Genomic DNA, 16,129 nt, shown 5'->3' with positions numbered 1-16,129 from the left:
TGTTGCCGCCAGAGCCCGCGCGGCGTGCATTATGCCTTGATACGCAAAAGCCCCGTCCATGACCATGGACGGGGCTTGGGGGCGACCTTTAGAAGTGCACGCTGGTGGTCAGCAGTGCGGTCCGGCCCGCCGCCTGGTTGGCGAAGTGGGTGGAGAAGGCCTTGTCGTAGTAGACCTCGTTGGTGAGGTTCTGCACGTTCAGCTGCAGGTCGATGTTCTTGGTCAGCTTGTAGGCGGCCATGGCGTCGTAGCGCACGTAGCTGTCGACCATGGTGGTGTTGGCCACGCTGCCGTACACGTCATCCACGTAGAAGGCACCGCCACCGATGGTGAACTTCGGCGTGACCTGGTAGGTGGTCCACAGGCTGGCGCTGTTGTTCGGCGTGTTCGGCAGCTGGTTGCCGTCGTTGGCCTTGCCCAGCGCACCACCGTCGATCTGGCGGGCCTGCATGTAGGTGTAACCGGCGAACACCTGCCACTTCTCGGTGATCTTGCCACTGGCCGACAGCTCGATACCCTGCACGCGGGTTTCGCCGACGTTCTCGTAGGTGGTGGTACCCACTTGCACACGGGCGTTTTCTTTCTCGGTGCGGAACAGCGCGGCGGTCAGGGCCAGGCGTTCGTCGAGCAAGTCCCACTTGGTGCCGATTTCGTAGTTGGTGGTTTCTTCCGGCTCCATGTCGCTGCTCAGCAGGTTGCCGGAGCGGTCGGTGGTGTTGCCCAGCGGGTTGCCTTCCATGCCTTCGCCCAGCGAGGCGCCTGGCGGGGTGGCGGAGGTGGCGTAGGATACATAGATGCTGCCGTTGTCGGCCGGCTTCCAGACCACGCCCAGTTGGCCGGTGATGAACTCGCTGGTGTCGCTGCCTTTGGAAGCAACGCCCTGCTTGTTGACCACGGTGGCACCGGAGGCGTCGTAGCCACGGTACTGGGTGTCGAAGTGGTCATAGCGCAGGCCCATGTTCACCAGCCACTGCGGGGTCAGCTCCAGGGTGTCGAACACGTACAGCGCACGGGTGTTGCTCTTGGTGTCGGTACCGGCGTAGTTGCGGGTGATGGAACCGTTCCACGGATCGTCCGGGTTCGGGTTGCTCAGCGAGGTGCAGTTGTAGCCGCTGTTGGCGCCGATCAGGCCTGGGTTGCAGGTCGTGGCCGTTGCACCGCGGGTATTGGTGTCGACATCGTAAGTGGAGCGCTTGCTTTCTTCACGGCTCAGCTCGATACCGGTGGAGAAGCTGTTCTTCAGGCCGCCCAGGTAGAACTCGCCGAACAGGTCGGTCTGGTTGGTGGTGGTGGCGGTGTTGCCCACGCGGGTGTTGGCCCGGCGCCAGACGCTGCCGTTGTTGACGTTGCCCTTGCTGTCGTCGGGCTGCGTGAGGATGTAGTCCTGCATGCTGTTGCCGTGGCGCAGGGTGTTCTTGACGGTCAGCGTGTCGGTCAGGTCGTGCTCGATGGCGAAGGTGGCGATGTCCACGCGCGACTTGCGGAAGTCGCGGCCGGTCAGGCCGTAGAAGTTGTCGTGGTCGCCACCGGCGTACGGCTTGCTCGGGTGAGCCGAGGTACGGTTGCCGGTGCCACCTGCTGGCACGGTGTAAGGGATGCCCGAGTCCGGCAGGTCGTCGCTTTCCAGGTGGTAGTAGTCGAGGTTGACGCGGGTCGGCGTGCCCAGGCCGAAGGCCAGGGACGGGGCGATGCCCCAGCGGTCGTAGTTGACCTTGTCGCGGCCGGCCACGTTGCTCTCGTGGGTCATCAGGTTGAGGCGCCCGGCCACGCTGTCGCTGAACTGGTAGTTGCCGTCGAAGGTGTAGCGCTGGGTCTGGTCGCTGCCCCAGGTCCAGGCGCCGTCCAGCGAGTTGCCCAGGTGCGCGCGCTTGCTCACCAGGTTGATGGTGCCGCCGGCGGCGCCGCGGCCACCGATGGCCGAGTTCGGGCCCTTGGCCACTTCCACCGATTCGATGGCGAAGATTTCACGGGTCTGCGCACCGGTGTCGCGCACGCCGTCCAGGTAAGTGTCGCCTTGGGCGTCGAAGCCGCGGATGAAGGGGCGGTCGCCCTGCGGGTTGCCGCCTTCACCGGCGCCGAAGGTGATGCCCGGCACGGTGCGCAGGGCGTCCTGCAGGTTAAGGGCGTTGGTGTCCTTGATCACCTGCTGCGGGATCACGGTGACCGAACGCGGCGTGTCCACCAGTGGCGCGGTGTACTTCTGCGACGCCGCCTTCTCGACCTTGTACTCGGTGCTTGCCTGCTCGGCCTTGCCGTTGATGCTGGTGGCATCGAGGGTGACGGCATTGCTGGCGGCAGGATCGGCGGCATAGGCGGAGGTGGCGGTGATCGCCAGGCCGATGGCAGAAACGAGCAGACGTGGTGAACTCACAGCGGTTGGCACGTGGCGCATTGTTGTAGACCTTCCCCAAGGTATGAAGGCCGCGGATGTTAATGTAAGCGAATGTAAGGAACAATTGAGAAGCGTTACCATTCGACAGAAATTTACATTCTTTACAATTTCACCTTACGGTTTTTACGGGCTCATACGTCGCGGTGGGATCAAGGGGGCTTGTGATTCGTAAAAGGTAATCAATATCATTGGCGGATCTCTTTCCGCATCAGGTGCCATTGCCATGTTGCTTCACATTCCCGGGCTGTTCGATGCCGACGAAATCTCGCGTATCCGCGAGGCCCTGGAGCAGGCTGACTGGGCCGATGGCAAAGTCACGGCCGGCTATCAGTCGGCCAAGGCCAAGCACAACCTGCAGTTGCCCGAGGGGCATGCCCTGGCCAAGGAAATCGGCAACGCGTTGATCGACCGCTTGTGGCGCAACCCGTTGTTCATGTCGGCAGCGCTGCCGCACAAGGTGTTCCCGCCGCTGGTCAACTGCTACCGCGAGGGCGGCAACTTCGGTTTCCACATCGACAATGCCTTGCGCCAGCCCAAGGGCAGCCCGGAGCGCATCCGTACCGACCTGTCCTCGACCCTGTTTCTCAGCGACCCGGACAGCTACGACGGCGGCGAGCTGGTGATCCAGGACACCTTCGGTGTACAGCAGGTCAAGCTGGCGGCCGGTGACATGGTGCTGTACCCGGGCACCAGCCTGCACAAGGTCAACCCGGTCACCCGAGGCGCGCGCTATGCCGCGTTCTTCTGGACCCAGAGCCTGGTGCGCGAGGACAGCCAACGCACCCTGCTGTTCGAGATGGACAACGCCATCCGCCAGCTCACCGCCGATGTACCGGAGCATCCGTCGTTGCTGCAGCTCACCGGCACCTACCACAACCTGTTGCGCCGCTGGGCCGAGGTCTGAGCCGTGGCCTATCAGTTACGCCGTGAAGAGGTGGTGGATGTCGCCGGGCTGCAGGCGATGCTCGAGCACAGCCCTGGCCAGGCCGCCCAGGCGATCCTGGCGGCGGCGGGGCAGGGTGTGGTCGAGGCGCAGTTGTTGCTGGGGCAGATCCTGCTGGATGGGCGGGGGATCGAGCAGGATGCGGCGGTCGCCAGGCGCTGGTTCGCCATCGCCGCTCAAGCGGGAAGTGCGATGGCGCACAACATGCTTGGCCGGTGCCTGGAGCATGGCTGGGGTGGCGATGTGAGCCTGGCGCAGTCGGCCATACACTATGCGCGTGCGGCTGATGCCGGGTTGGACTGGGGCCTGTACAACCTGGGCAACCTGTTGGCCACCGGGCGCGGGGTTCCGGCCAACCAGGCCCAGGCGCTGGCGTGCTATGAAAAGGCGGCGCACATGGGGCATGCCAAGTCGATGAACCTCTACGGGCGCTATCTGGAACAGGGTATTGCCACTGCCGCCAGCCCGGCTCGTGGCGTGCGCTGGTACCGACGTTCCGCAGAGTCGGGGGACTTCCGCGGGATGTTCAGCCTGGCGATGGTGCTGGTGGAGCGAGGCGAGTTGGCGCAGGCCGGCCTTTGGCTGGAGCGTGCGAGGGCTGAGGGCAACCTGGCGTTCCTACGCAGTAGTGTGGCCACATTGCTTGCCGTGGGTCCCTTATTGTCGGACCAGGCTTTAAAGTACAAGGCTGAAATCACGAGGCGAGAGGAAATAGCGGCGACTTAAGCTGCAAGAAAGATACGTGGATAGTTGGCTTTTCTTCATACCCTTGAGGGCAAAGCCATGCGTTATGTTCAAGTGCGTTCTTTTCTGGCAACGCTGACTTCCGTGACACCTGAATATCCGGGGAACCTCGACTCGGTCGAAGGAACACCCCAGACACGTCGTAATCGTTGGCTGACCATCGCGCCGTCCGGGCAGATCGAAAGCCAGCAGCGATTCTGGTTCGGTTACTTCGAGGGCATCGATGCTGGCTATCAGGTCCGCACGGTGGAGTCGTCATCCGGTGGATCGCATTACGCGATCTGGGATCTGGACTTCCAGAACTACATCGGGTTCTACCTGACCAGCAAGAAACCAATACTTTGGCGGGTAAGGATTGACGGTGCCAAGTTGGGCAGGCCTGAGCAGCGAGTCTATGACGGGGTCACGCTGGCGGCACCTGGCCTGGCGACACTCGGCGTGGCCAACAGGGCATCCTGGGATGACCACTATGTAGGCGTGAATAAACCGAATCCATTGAGTTTGCGCATGAATATACTGCAGGTAGGCGTGGCGTTGTTCGACAGTCCGTTGAAGTTTCGCCAACGTTGAGGCGGTCTGCCTGCCAGGAGGGCGCCGGCAAGCCTTGGAAGGGACAGCTTACCTGCTTATGACCTGCTGAAGTGAGGGGCATCCTGTATCGACCCATACTCAGGAGTGCTCCATGGCAAATGCATACAACATAGAAAAATCCTTTCTTGCTCGTTTGAGTGTCGCCAACACCCAATACCCGGGACCGGTGGGGTATTGGGAGTACAGCCCTGGTCTTAACGGCAGGAAGGCATGGCATTCGAGCGGATGGCTGACGACATCGCGTCCGGACATCCAGCCTTTGGCGCTGTGGTTCGGGGCTGTCGAGCAGCCGGGGGAGGCTGCGCCGGTCTATGAAATTCGCTTATGGACTGGGAGCGTCGCGCATTCCACTGCCAACCAGCGCGTTGATATCAGTACCAACGGCTATCTGGGGCTCTATGGGCACAGTTCGAAGGTTGGCCCATTGTGGCGCATCGAGCCCGTTGCCGCGTCGCGGGTACACCTCAAGACGCTCGATAACAAAGGAGTTGGCGTTGATTGGGAGCAGGCGTTCTGGACATCTGCGCGCAAGGGCAGTTATCTGTGTGTCGGGGCTGCGCCGGCCGCGGTGTTTGAGATGGAACTCGTTCGAATGGGCGTTCCCGCTCCTGCATGAGTGAGAGCCAACCACGCTTCAGTTGGCCTTCACAGGAGGAATTCTGATAAGTATTTGAGAAAGTGCTCCGACAGGTTCGGAGCATTTTTTTGCCGTGAAGCCTGCCCCTCGGTTCCCCTTGCTTTTCAACAGTGCCGATCACGGCACGTCGTGTTAGTAGCCATTTCGCTTTCCGCCTTTCCTCACCCCCCCACTCCCAACGCCATGCAGGGTGTTGATCACCTCAGCGTGGTACCTGCCTGCGCAGACAATACGTGACAGCGGCGCAATCATCGCTCACCCAATAGGCACGATTATTTTGGAAAAGCATGGCCTGCGCCACGACAGGGTTGGCCGGCCTTATAGAGTCAGTGCTTGTTATTCGTGGGAATCTTCATGTGTCACAGGGGGAAATGGTTCGATATTACTGCGTTGTGAAATCTATCTCATGATGGGTTTGCCTGTTTCCTACGTGCGATTACCGTTTGGTTGAAGAGCCGGAAGCTGGATTTTACGAATCATAAAATGAGGATGGTTTGATGTTTAATAATGAAATGTTCAGTTCTAGTGTTTATTTTTTTGATGAAAATGATAAGCCGCAGCCGGTCAGGTTTATCACTGGGACCCAGCATCATATGCCGGGTGAGACCGGCTGGCTAACGTCTGCAAAAAGTTCGTCTACTGTCAAAACTGCTCATCTTAGCTTGAAGTTTCACGTCATTGATAATTATATGGAGTACCTGCACGCCTACGTGACGTGCAATCTGGATTACATGTTCTATCTGGATGATTTTCTCTGTATTGACAGCGACGGAGATGCCTATATAGGGAATGACTGGTTCCGTGGGCATGAGCAAAACTTCAATCAGTGGAAGCTTCATCATACGGGAGACATTTACGAGGGGGTTGACGGGAAACAATCGATATTTACCATGCAGAACCATCCGCAAGAAGGGTATTTGCAGCTGAGGAAAAGAAACGCCCATATGCGGTTTTATCAGACCACCACTGGCCAACCAACCCGCTTTGTCATGGGGCCGCATGTTCACGATTAAGGGTAACGGTATGAAACCGTCAGCCGAAGCTCAACGGTTTTGATGCGGCAGGCGGGGCAAGCGGATATTACGTCTTGCCAAGCGTCAGGGGCGCGCATAGCTTCATGCGTGCCCCTGGCTTGTATCAGAGGTAGTACGCTTTCAGCGGCGGGAAACCATTGAACTCCACCGCGCTGTAGCTGGTGGTGTAAGCCCCGGTCGACAACCAGTATAGGCGATCGCCGATCGCGAGGTTCAGCGGCAGGCCGTACTTGTAGTTCTCGTACATGATGTCGGCGCTGTCGCAGGTCGGGCCGGCAATCACCACTTCTTCCGCTTCGCCGTTTTTTTCGGTCCAGATCGGGAACTTGATGGCTTCATCCATGGTTTCGATCAGGCCGGAGAACTTGCCCACGTCGGTGTAGATCCAGCGCTCGACGGCGGTACGCGACTTGCGCGCCACCAGCACCACTTCACTGACCAGGATGCCGGCGTTGGCAATCAGCGAGCGGCCGGGTTCGAGGATGATTTCCGGCAGGTCGTCGCCAAAGTCTTCCTTGAGGAAGCGGATGATCTCTTCGGCGTAGGTTTCCAGGCTGTTGGTGCGGGTGATGTAGTTGGCGGGGAAGCCGCCGCCCATGTTGATCAGCTTCAGTTCGATGCCGTCTTCTTCCTTCAGGCGCTCGAAGATCACCTTGACCTTGGCGATGGCCGCGTCCCACACGCTGATGTCACGCTGTTGCGAACCGACGTGGAAGGAAATGCCGTAAGGCACCAGGCCCAGGTCGCGGGCGAGGATCAGCAGGTCCATGGCCATGTCGGTCTGGCAGCCGAACTTGCGCGACAATGGCCAGTCGGCGGTGGTGGAGCCTTCGGTGAGTATGCGCACATAGACTTTCGAGCCCGGCGCGGCCTTGGCGATGTTGCGCAGGTCGGCTTCGGAGTCGGTGGCGTACAGGCGCACGCCCTTCTCGTAGAAGTAGCGGATATCCTTGGATTTCTTGATGGTGTTGCCGTAGCTGATGCGGTCGGCGCTGACGCCACGGCCCATCACTTTGTCCAGCTCGTAGATCGAGGCGATGTCGAAGCTCGAGCCTTTCTCCTTCAGCAGGTCGATGATCTCGACCGCCGGGTTGGCCTTGACCGCGTAGTACACCTTGGCGAACTCGAAACCGGCGCGCAGGTCGTCATAGGCCTGGCTGATCATCTGGGTGTCGATGAGTACGAACGGGGTTTCCTGCTTGTCGGCGAACGCCTTCATTTTCTGGAAGGTGTCGCGTGCGAAATAGTCTTCGACCTGGATCGACATGCTCAAGGGCTCCATGGGCAAACTGAAAAGATAAGTGGCAGCAAACTGAACGCCCTCCGTATCCCCACTTTGGTTCGCCTACTTCCCAAGGCATGTCGCCGAAAGCAAAAAGGTCAACCGTGCCAGGGAAGGGCGGCGGGTGACCTTGCTGTCTCGTCGTCAGTACTTGAGCCGGATGGATCGTTTCCAGCATGGACGTTCGGCGCGCACTTTAGGGCGTGAAAACCGCAAGATCAACAGGCAAACCCGGTGGTTTCGCCGTGGATCGATGAGCTGTCACCTGAATAACCGACCCACATGACCGGCATATGTTCCCAGGCCTTGCGCAAGCGTAAAAAATAGTGGAATGGACCGTGTTGACCCCTTCGCGGGTAAACCCGCTCCTACAGGGATCCAGCGCTTTTCTGTAGGAGCGGGTTCACCCGCGATGGGCCCAGCAGTGTTCATATTTATGGCCACGGAACACGCGCCTCCCCCGAGCATGAAATCAGCAAAAAAAATTGTCATCGCACCCGCTGCTAGCCCTTGGTCGGACTGACAATGCACCGATTGCCGTTGTTGATGAGAAACATTACTATTCGCGACCTCGCCCTGCCTCCCTGATGAACACACCCGTGTCCGGACACAAAGGCTTCCTCGACCACTACCAAGAGCTGATCGGCACCTGGACGCGCAAATTGCGCAGTCGCCAGCAGGCCGAGGACCTCACCCATGACGCTTTTGTGCGGGTTCTGGAGAACCCGAACGAGCAGGTCGAGCAGCCGCGTGCCTACCTGCACCAGACGGCTCGCAACATCGCCGTCGATGGTTTCCGCCGCGAGGACCGCCGTCAGGCCCTGGAACTGGGAGCGTTCGACGAAGGCTCGGCAGGCGGTGACCCGGAGGCCTATGTACATGCCCTGGAGCTGGCCGACAGCGTCGAGCGGGCACTGGCCGAGTTGCCCCTCAACTGTCGGCGGGTGTTCGTCTGGCAGAAACTGGAGGGCCTGACCCAGGCCGAAATCGCCGAGCGCATGGGCTTGAGCAAGAACATGGTCGAAAAGTATATGATCCGCACGCTCCGACATCTGCGTGAGCACCTGGATGTGTCGGCCAGATGAGTCAGGAGACGCCATTGATGAAACAGCACGTGCGCGAGCAGGCGGCCGAATGGTTCGCCCGGCTTCAGGACGCGCCGCGCGACGGTGAGCTGCAGGCCGGTTTTGGCCAGTGGCTGGCACAGCACCCGCAGCACCGCGAGGAGTATGAGCGGCTGGCGCAACTGTGGCGCGCCACCGACTTCATTCCACGTCAACGCCTCCAGGCACTTTGTGAGCCCGACCTTGTACGCCAGTTGCCGCGCCGTCGCGTGCTGCGCCAGGCATTGGCGGCCAGCGTGGCGCTCGTTGCCCTCGGCCTGGGTTGGGCAGGTTGGCAGTATCAGCAACTGAACCATCAGGGCACCCTGCAAACCGCCTTGGGTGAGCGCCGCCAGGTCGAGTTGCCCGACGGCTCGCGGCTGGAGCTCAACAGCGCCACCCGGTTGCGGGTCGACTTTTCTCCCGGCCGCCGTCACGTGCGGTTGAGCCAGGGCGAGGCGATGTTCATCGTCGCCCATGACAGCGGCCGGCCATTCGTGGTGAGCACTGCCCAGGGGGATGTGACCGTGACGGGCACTCGCTTCGATGTGCGTCAGGACCGGGACAGCACGCGTGTCGCGGTCGAGCAGGGCTCGGTACGGGTCCAGGGCGCGGGCAAATCGCTGGCGCTGCTCGGTGCAGGCCAGGGTTCGCGCATCGACCCGCACGGCCAGGTCGCCGCGCCCTATGCCATCGATGCCAGTGCGCTGACGGCCTGGCGCCAGGGCAAGCTGGTGTTCGACAACGCACCACTCAGCGAAGTGGTTACCGAAGTCTCGCGTTATCGTGCCCAACCCCTGCGTGTCGCCCCGGGCAAAGTGGCGAACCTGCGCCTGTCCAGCACCTTCAGCAGCGACGACCCCGATGCGTTGCTGCGCGCCTTGCCGAACATCCTGCCGGTGGCGATCAAGCAGCACGCGGATGGCTCCAGCGAAATTATTTCGAAATAGATTCAGGTTTTTTTTCGCTCGTTCGTCTTCCCCGCCAGCTGCAACTGCCTAGCATTTTCATTTGCATGCAGTTGGCGTTTATTCCGACTTTCAGGACCCATCGAAGACGTGAACAACAATAAGCCCCTTCTCCAGCTGCGCCGCCTGGCGCTGGCCCTGGCGGTCAGCGCCGCCGCTGGCAACAGCTATGCCGACGTTATCCAGATCCAGGCGCAGCCGCTGGGCGCCGCCCTCAAGCAACTCGGTCAACAGACTCAGCTTCAGCTGTTCTTCAGCCCCGAACTGGTGGCCGGCAAGCAGGCTCCGGCCGTGTCGGGCAACCTGGCGCCGGAGCAGGCGCTGGAGCAGCTGTTGCAGGGCAGTGGGCTGACCTACGAGCAGTCCGCCGACACCGTGGTGGTCAAGCCGGCCCAGGCGGCCGGCACCCTGACCACCGGCAGCCTGGAGCTGGCGCCCACCGATGTGAAAGTGGTCGGCGACTGGCTGGGCGACGCCCAGCAGAGCGTGGTGCAGAACCACCCCGGCGCGCGGACAGTGGTGCGTCGCGAGGCGATGGTGGAGCAGGGCGCGATGAACGTGCGCGATGTGCTGCGTGGTATCCCCGGCGTGCAGGTGCAGGACTCCAACGGTACCGGTGGCAGCGACCTGTCGCTGAACGTCGGTGTTCGCGGCCTGACTTCGCGCCTGTCGCCGCGCTCGACCGTGCTGATCGATGGCATCCCGGCCGCCTTTGCCCCTTACGGCCAGCCACAGCTGTCGATGGCACCGATTTCCTCGGGCAACCTCGACAGCATCGATGTGGTGCGCGGTGCCGGTTCCGTGCGCTACGGCCCGCAGAACGTCGGTGGGGTGATCAACTTCGTGACCCGGGCGATCCCCGAGAAAGCCTCGGCGGAACTCTCCACCACCCTGGAAACCTCCCAGCACGGTGGCTGGAAGCACACCGAGTCGGCGTTCGCCGGTGGCACCGCCGACAACGGCATGGGCGTGGCCTTGCTGTACACCGGGGTGAATGGCAACGGCTACCGCGAAAGCAACAACGGCAACGACATCGATGACGTCATGCTCAAGACCCACTGGGCGCCCACCGACGTCGACGAGTTCTGGCTCAACTTCCACTACTACGATGGCCGTGCCGACATGCCCGGTGGCCTGACCCAGGCGCAGTACGACAGCAACCCATACCAGTCGCTGCGTGACTACGACTACTTCTCCGGTCGACGCAAGGACGTGTCGTTCAAATGGCAGCGCCAGCTCGACGATGCCACCCAGTTCGAAGTGCTGACCTACTACACCGACAGCTTCCGCGGCAGCGCCATCGCCGCGCGCGACATGAAGACCCTGTCGTCGTACCCGCGCAACTACCACACCTTCGCCATCGAGCCGCGGGTGTCGCGGATCTTCTTCGCCGGCCCGACCACCCAGGAAGTCAGCGTCGGTTATCGCTACCTGAAAGAAGCGATGCGTGAGCAATCGACGCGCCTGGCGCTGATCGACAACGTACCGACCGTCACCCCGACCTCCGACGGCCATGTGTTCCAGGACCGCAGCGGCGGTACCGAGGCCAGCGCCTACTACATTGACGACAAGATCGATATCGGCAACTGGACCATCACCCCGGGCATCCGTTTCGAGCACATCAATACCGACTGGCGCGACCGCCCGGTGCTGGACGCCAACTACCGGCCGGTGCCGGAGAAGAACCGCAGCATCACCAGCAACGAGCCGCTGCCGGCGCTGAGCGTGATGTACCACATTTCCGATGCCTGGAAAGTGTTCGCCAACTACGAGACGTCGTTCGGCAGCCTGCAGTACTTCCAGCTGGGCCAGGGCGGTACCGGCAACAACACGGCCAATGGCCTGGAGCCGGAGAAGGCCAAGACCTACGAAGTGGGCACGCGCTATGACAACGGTGGTTTCGCCGGCGAGCTGACCGCGTTCTACATCGACTTCGATGACGAGCTGCAGTACATCAGCAACGACATCGGCTGGACCAACCTGGGGGCCACCAAGCACCAGGGGATCGAGGCTTCGGTGCGCTATGACCTGGCGGGGCTCGATCCGCGTCTGCAAGGTTTGTCGGTCAATGGCGGCTACACCTATACCCGCGCCACCTACGAAGGCGAGATTCCTGGGTTCAAGGGCCGTGACCTGCCGTTCTACTCACGTACGGTGGCCACGGCCGGCTTGCGCTACGAGATCAACCACTGGACCTGGAACCTGGATGCCTACGCTCAATCCAAGCAGCGTGCGCCGGGCACTGGCATGAATGCCGATGGCAGTTTCAACGGCAACTACATCACCGAGCCGAGTGCCGATGGGCAGTATGGCGACATCCCGGGTTACGTGACCTGGCATGCGCGCGGCGGCTATGCGTTCGGGCCGCAGCTGTCGAACCTGAAGCTGGCGGCGGGGGTGAAGAACCTCTTCGACAAGCAGTACTTCACCCGCTCCAGCGACAACAATGCCGGGCTCTATGTGGGTGAGCCGCGCACGTTCTATGTACAGGCCAGTGTAGGGTTCTGATAGCGCGTCGCCTTTATCGCGGATAAATCCGCTCCTACAGGACGTGCGTTAATCCTGTAGGAGCGGATTCATCCGCGATGAGGCCGGCTCAGGAAACCACGGCCTCAGCCGGCGATACGATCGAGGTCTTCGCCCCACGCGAGCGCCCCGAGCTCAGGTACGCCGCAATCGACTCCTGCGTCACCTCCCCCAGAAACACGCCTTCGTTATCCAGCACCGGCAACCACGCCCGGTTGAACTCGTACATCCGCGACAACAGGATGCGCAGGTGCTCGTCATGGGCCGCGGTGGCATTGAACGATCTCAGGAAGTCCGCGCACGCCCCTTGCTGGCGGTGCATGTCGCGCCTGCGCACATACCCCAGTGCCTTGTTCTGCCTGTCGGTGACCACCACATAACGCCGGTCATGCTCATCCAGCAGCTCCAGCGCATCGCTCACCGGTGTTTCCGGGCTCACCGATGGCGCGTTGTCCGCCGCATCTTCCGCCCGCACCAGCAGCAGGCGCTTGAGCGTGCTGTCCTGGCCGACGAAGTTGCTGACGAACTCATCCACCGGATGGGCCAGCAGCGTGTCCGGATGGTCCAGCTGCAACAGCTTGCCGGCACGGAAGATAGCGATCTTGTCGCCCAGCTTGATCGCCTCGTCGATGTCATGGCTGACCATGATCACGGTCTTGTTCAACGCCCGTTGCATCTCGAAGAACTCGTGCTGGATCAGCTCGCGGTTGATCGGGTCGACTGCGCCGAACGGCTCGTCCATCAGCAGTACCGGGGCTTCGGCGGCCAGGGCGCGGATCACGCCGATACGCTGCTGTTGGCCACCGGACAGCTCACGGGGGTAGCGTTGCAGGTACTGCTTGGGCTCGAGCTTGATCATGTGCATCAGCTCGCGGGCGCGGTCGTGGCATTTCTGCTTGTCCCAGCCGAGCAGGCGCGGGACCACGGTGATGTTCTCCTCGATGGTCATGTTGGGGAACAGGCCGATTTGCTGGATCACATAACCGATATGGCGGCGCAGGGTGACTTCGTCCAGGGCGCTGGTGTCTTCGCCATTGATGAACACCTGGCCGGAGGTGGGGGTGATCAGGCGGTTGATCATCTTCAGCGTGGTGCTCTTGCCGCAGCCCGAGGGGCCGAGGAACACGCAGATCTCGCCCTCGTTGACGGTGAGGCTTACCGCGTCGACGGCTTTGACGTCCTTGCCGTTGGCGTTGAAGGTCTTGCTGAGGTTCTTCAGTTCGATCATGGGCGCAGTCCTTCCGGAGTCAGGGCACGTTGCAGGGTTTGCAGGAGCAGGTCGGCGATGATCGCCAGCAAGCTGACCAGCACGGCGCCGACCAGCAGCATCGACATGTCGCTGCGGCTGATGGCGGTGAGGATGAGCACACCGAGGCCGCCGGCACCGATGGTGGCGGCGATGGTCATCACGCCGATGTTCATCACCACGGCGGTGCGCACGCCGGCGAGGATGACCGGCACGGCGATGGGCAGCTCGACCATGCGCAGGCGCTGGCCGAAGGTCATGCCGATGCCGCGTGCGGCTTCACGGATACCGGGCTCGACGTTGGTCAGGGCCAGGTAGGTGTTGCGCAGGATCGGCAGCAGCGAATAAAGGAACACGGCGGTGATCGCTGGCAGCGGGCCGAGGCCCTGGCCGAACTTCGAGTAGAACGGCAGCAGCAGGCCGAACAGGGCGATGGAGGGGATGGTCAGCAGCACCGTGGCACTGGCTTGCAGCGGGCCGGCGAACGCTGGGAAACGAGTCATCAGGATGCCCAACGGTACGCCGACAACAATGGCCAGCCCCACGGCGATGCCGACCAGGGTGATGTGCTGCCCGGTCAGTTGCAGGACCTGGGCCCAGTCGAGGTGGGCAAAGGTATCGAGCAGGTTCATGGTTGCACCTCGCCGAGTGAGTGCTCACGCAGGAATGCCGCGGCGACCACGGTCGGGCTCTGGTGCTCGACGTCGACCATGGCGTTGAGCCGGCGCATGGTTGCGTCGTCAAGCTGATCGGCCAGCGGCTGGAGCAGGGTGGCCAGTCGCGGGTGGGCGTCGAGCACCGCTTGGCGCAGCACGGGCGCTGCGGTGTAGTCGGGGAAGTAGTGCTTGTCGTCTTCCAGCAGCTTGAGATCGAAGGCGTCCAGGCGCCCGTCGGTGGTGTAGACCAAGCCGGCGAACACCTGGTTGTTGCGCATCGCGGTGTACACCAGGCCGCCATCCATCTGGCGGATATTGCGGCGGTCCAGGGGCAGGCCGTACACCTCGCGCAGGCCGACCAGGCCATCGGCGCGGTTGGCGAACTCGGTGTCCAGGGCCACCAGGTGGTTGTGGGTGTGCTCGTCGCGCAACACCTGATTGAGATCGCTGATGGTGTTGATCTGCGGGTAGGCCGCGGCGACCTGCTTGGGCAGCCCCAGGGCGTAGGTGTTGCTGAATTTCGACGGGCTCAGCCAGACCAGGCCCTTCTTCGCATCGAGTTCTTTCACTCGGGCGTAGGTGGCTGCAGCGTTGGGCATGCGTTCGTCGATATGGTTGTAGGACACCAGCGAGACGCCGGTGTATTCCCACATCAGGTCGAGCTGCCCGGTTTCCTGGGCCTGACGAGCGATGTTGCTGCCAAGGCCCGAGGTGACCCGCACATCGAAGCCGTTGGCGCGCAGGTACTGGGCGGTGATTTCGGCGAGCACGGTCTGTTCGGTGAACACCCGGGCACCGATGCGAATCAGCGCTTTGTCCGCCGCCTGGGCAAAGCCTGCGCAAAGCAGTGCCGCGCCCAGGAGCAAGGCGATTGTCTTCTTCATGGTTTCCCTCTTCTTATTGGGCCAGGCCGCGTTCCAGCCAGCGTTTGCTGGAGCAACTCACCAGCGTGTCGAGCGCCAGGGCCAGCAACGCTGTGCACACGGCGCCGAGCAACAGCTGCGGCTGGTTGTTCAGGGCAATGCCGGGGAAAATCAGGCTGCCCAGGCTGTTGGCGCCGATCAGGAAGGCCAGTGGTGCGGTACCCACGTTCAGCGCCAGGGCCACGCGCACGCCGCCGACGATGATCGGCACGGCGTTGGGCAGTTCCACTTGCCACAGCTGCTGGCGCGGAGTCATGCCGATGCCGGTGGCGGCTTCCTTGAGCGAGGCGGGGACGTTTTTCAGGCCCTCGTAGGTGTTGCGCACGATGGGCAGGAGGGAGGCGAGGAACAACGCGAAGATCGCAGGACCGGCGCCGATGCCCAGGATACTCAGGGCAATGGCCAGGACGGCCAGGGGAGGGATGGTGTTGCCAACATTGAAAAACTGCATGAAGCGCTCGGCCTTGTCGACCCTGTGCGGTCGACTCAAGGCAATGCCGGCGGGGATGCCCACGGCCAGCGCCGCCGCCATCGAAGCCAGCACCAGGACCAGGTGCGCTTGCAGGTAGAACCCAAGATCGTCGCGGTAGCGGGCGATCGTGTCGATGCCGATCCAGTGGACCAGCAGGGCCAGGATGACGAGCACGGCGGCCCATCCCAACAGCCCTTTTCCGTAGCGTGCAGCCACAGGCGGACTCCTTTTTTGTAGTCGGCGATCACACCCCCGTGCGGCCGGCCATTCCTGGCGGCGGGCAGCGTGGTCGCGAGCAGCAGCCCGATGCGTGGCATCAGGCCATGAGCCGAACCCCGTCGGGCTCGTGAAGCGGGTGAAACCAGCCCTGAACCGCAGCGGGTTGCAGGGGAGTGGACGTCTCCGTGAAGGGAAAGGTTCCCATCCGAGGCGGCATTTGGCCAGTGTTAATTACTGGGAGTAGTGATTTTTCGTACGAGAAAACAACGTGATTCCTACCTGGCGGCGATGGTTTACCTGCTATCGATCCTCTTGTGCCGATGGACAAAATTCCTTTCTCGATTTTCACAGTATTTACTTGAGGGAATATTCCTCTGGAGGTATTTTGCTGGT

14 protein-coding genes are annotated in these 16,129 nt (G+C 61.8%); 8 read left to right on the top strand and 6 right to left on the bottom strand.

The window, feature by feature from the left end:
- Nucleotides 1–88: 88 nt before the first annotated feature.
- Entirely contained in the window at nt 89–2,392 is a 2,304-nt protein-coding gene (locus NGM28_RS11230; protein ID WP_240065576.1) for a TonB-dependent receptor, read from the bottom strand.
- 223 nt (nt 2,393–2,615) lie between these two features.
- Between NGM28_RS11230 and NGM28_RS11225 the strand changes: the two genes are divergently transcribed.
- The 5 genes from NGM28_RS11225 (at nt 2,616) to NGM28_RS11205 (ending at nt 6,320) form a co-directional block, all read left to right on the top strand.
- Nucleotides 2,616–3,296, top strand: a complete 681-nt coding sequence (locus tag NGM28_RS11225) for a Fe2+-dependent dioxygenase (protein ID WP_213659701.1) — start codon at nt 2,616–2,618, stop codon at nt 3,294–3,296.
- Nucleotides 3,297–3,299: 3 nt separating this feature from the next.
- Nucleotides 3,300–4,061 carry a tetratricopeptide repeat protein gene (locus NGM28_RS11220; RefSeq protein WP_252090158.1) on the top strand — a complete coding sequence of 254 codons (762 nt, stop codon included), beginning with the start codon at nt 3,300–3,302 and terminating at the stop codon, nt 4,059–4,061.
- A gap of 57 nt (nt 4,062–4,118) precedes the next feature.
- Nucleotides 4,119–4,649 carry a hypothetical protein gene (locus tag NGM28_RS11215; RefSeq protein ID WP_252090157.1) on the top strand — a complete coding sequence of 177 codons (531 nt, stop codon included), beginning with the start codon at nt 4,119–4,121 and terminating at the stop codon, nt 4,647–4,649.
- Between the two features lie 112 nt (nt 4,650–4,761).
- Nucleotides 4,762–5,286 (top strand): hypothetical protein, encoded by a 525-nt coding sequence (locus NGM28_RS11210; protein ID WP_252090156.1) that lies wholly within the window; start codon nt 4,762–4,764, stop codon nt 5,284–5,286.
- A 518-nt stretch (nt 5,287–5,804) separates the two neighbouring features.
- Nucleotides 5,805–6,320: a hypothetical protein gene (locus tag NGM28_RS11205; protein WP_252090155.1), complete on the top strand. Its 516-nt coding sequence runs from the start codon at nt 5,805–5,807 to the stop codon at nt 6,318–6,320.
- Between the two features lie 124 nt (nt 6,321–6,444).
- Here the strand turns inward: NGM28_RS11205 and NGM28_RS11200 are convergent, their stop codons facing one another.
- A complete protein-coding gene (locus tag NGM28_RS11200) occupies nt 6,445–7,608 on the bottom strand; it encodes a type III PLP-dependent enzyme (protein WP_011532360.1) in 1,164 nt (387 codons plus the stop codon).
- A 602-nt stretch (nt 7,609–8,210) separates the two neighbouring features.
- Here NGM28_RS11200 and NGM28_RS11195 point away from each other — a divergent pair.
- The 3 genes from NGM28_RS11195 to NGM28_RS11185 all read left to right on the top strand — a co-directional run bounded on the left by NGM28_RS11195 (nt 8,211) and on the right by NGM28_RS11185 (nt 12,202).
- Nucleotides 8,211–8,708, top strand: a complete 498-nt coding sequence (locus NGM28_RS11195) for a sigma-70 family RNA polymerase sigma factor (RefSeq protein WP_240065581.1) — start codon at nt 8,211–8,213, stop codon at nt 8,706–8,708.
- A gap of 17 nt (nt 8,709–8,725) precedes the next feature.
- Entirely contained in the window at nt 8,726–9,676 is a 951-nt protein-coding gene (locus NGM28_RS11190) for a FecR family protein (protein WP_252090154.1), read from the top strand.
- Between the two features lie 108 nt (nt 9,677–9,784).
- Nucleotides 9,785–12,202 carry a TonB-dependent siderophore receptor gene (locus tag NGM28_RS11185; protein ID WP_240065583.1) on the top strand — a complete coding sequence of 806 codons (2,418 nt, stop codon included), beginning with the start codon at nt 9,785–9,787 and terminating at the stop codon, nt 12,200–12,202.
- Between the two features lie 88 nt (nt 12,203–12,290).
- Here the strand turns inward: NGM28_RS11185 and NGM28_RS11180 are convergent, their stop codons facing one another.
- Genes NGM28_RS11180 through NGM28_RS11165 form a run of 4 tightly spaced genes read right to left on the bottom strand, consistent with a single transcriptional unit; the run spans nt 12,291 to nt 15,733 of the window.
- Nucleotides 12,291–13,448, bottom strand: a complete 1,158-nt coding sequence (locus NGM28_RS11180; RefSeq protein WP_252090153.1) for an osmoprotectant ABC transporter ATP-binding protein OsmV — start codon at nt 13,446–13,448, stop codon at nt 12,291–12,293.
- Nucleotides 13,445–14,098: an ABC transporter permease gene (locus tag NGM28_RS11175; protein ID WP_240065585.1), complete on the bottom strand. Its 654-nt coding sequence runs from the start codon at nt 14,096–14,098 to the stop codon at nt 13,445–13,447. Before NGM28_RS11175 ends, NGM28_RS11180 begins: the two co-directional genes overlap by 4 nt.
- Complete coding sequence (locus NGM28_RS11170; RefSeq protein WP_252090152.1) at nt 14,095–15,006, bottom strand: glycine betaine ABC transporter substrate-binding protein; 912 nt, start codon at nt 15,004–15,006, stop codon at nt 14,095–14,097. The genes NGM28_RS11175 and NGM28_RS11170 overlap by 4 nt, the downstream gene beginning before the upstream one ends.
- A 13-nt stretch (nt 15,007–15,019) precedes the next feature.
- Nucleotides 15,020–15,733 (bottom strand): ABC transporter permease, encoded by a 714-nt coding sequence (locus NGM28_RS11165; RefSeq protein ID WP_240065587.1) that lies wholly within the window; start codon nt 15,731–15,733, stop codon nt 15,020–15,022.
- Nucleotides 15,734–16,129 lie beyond the last annotated feature (396 nt).

The sequence above is a fragment of the Pseudomonas sp. MWU13-3659 genome, from assembly GCF_023757525.1.
GTDB classification, from domain to species: Bacteria; Pseudomonadota; Gammaproteobacteria; order Pseudomonadales; family Pseudomonadaceae; genus Aquipseudomonas; species Aquipseudomonas entomophila_E.
This window is presented reverse-complemented; position numbering and strand designations above follow the sequence as displayed.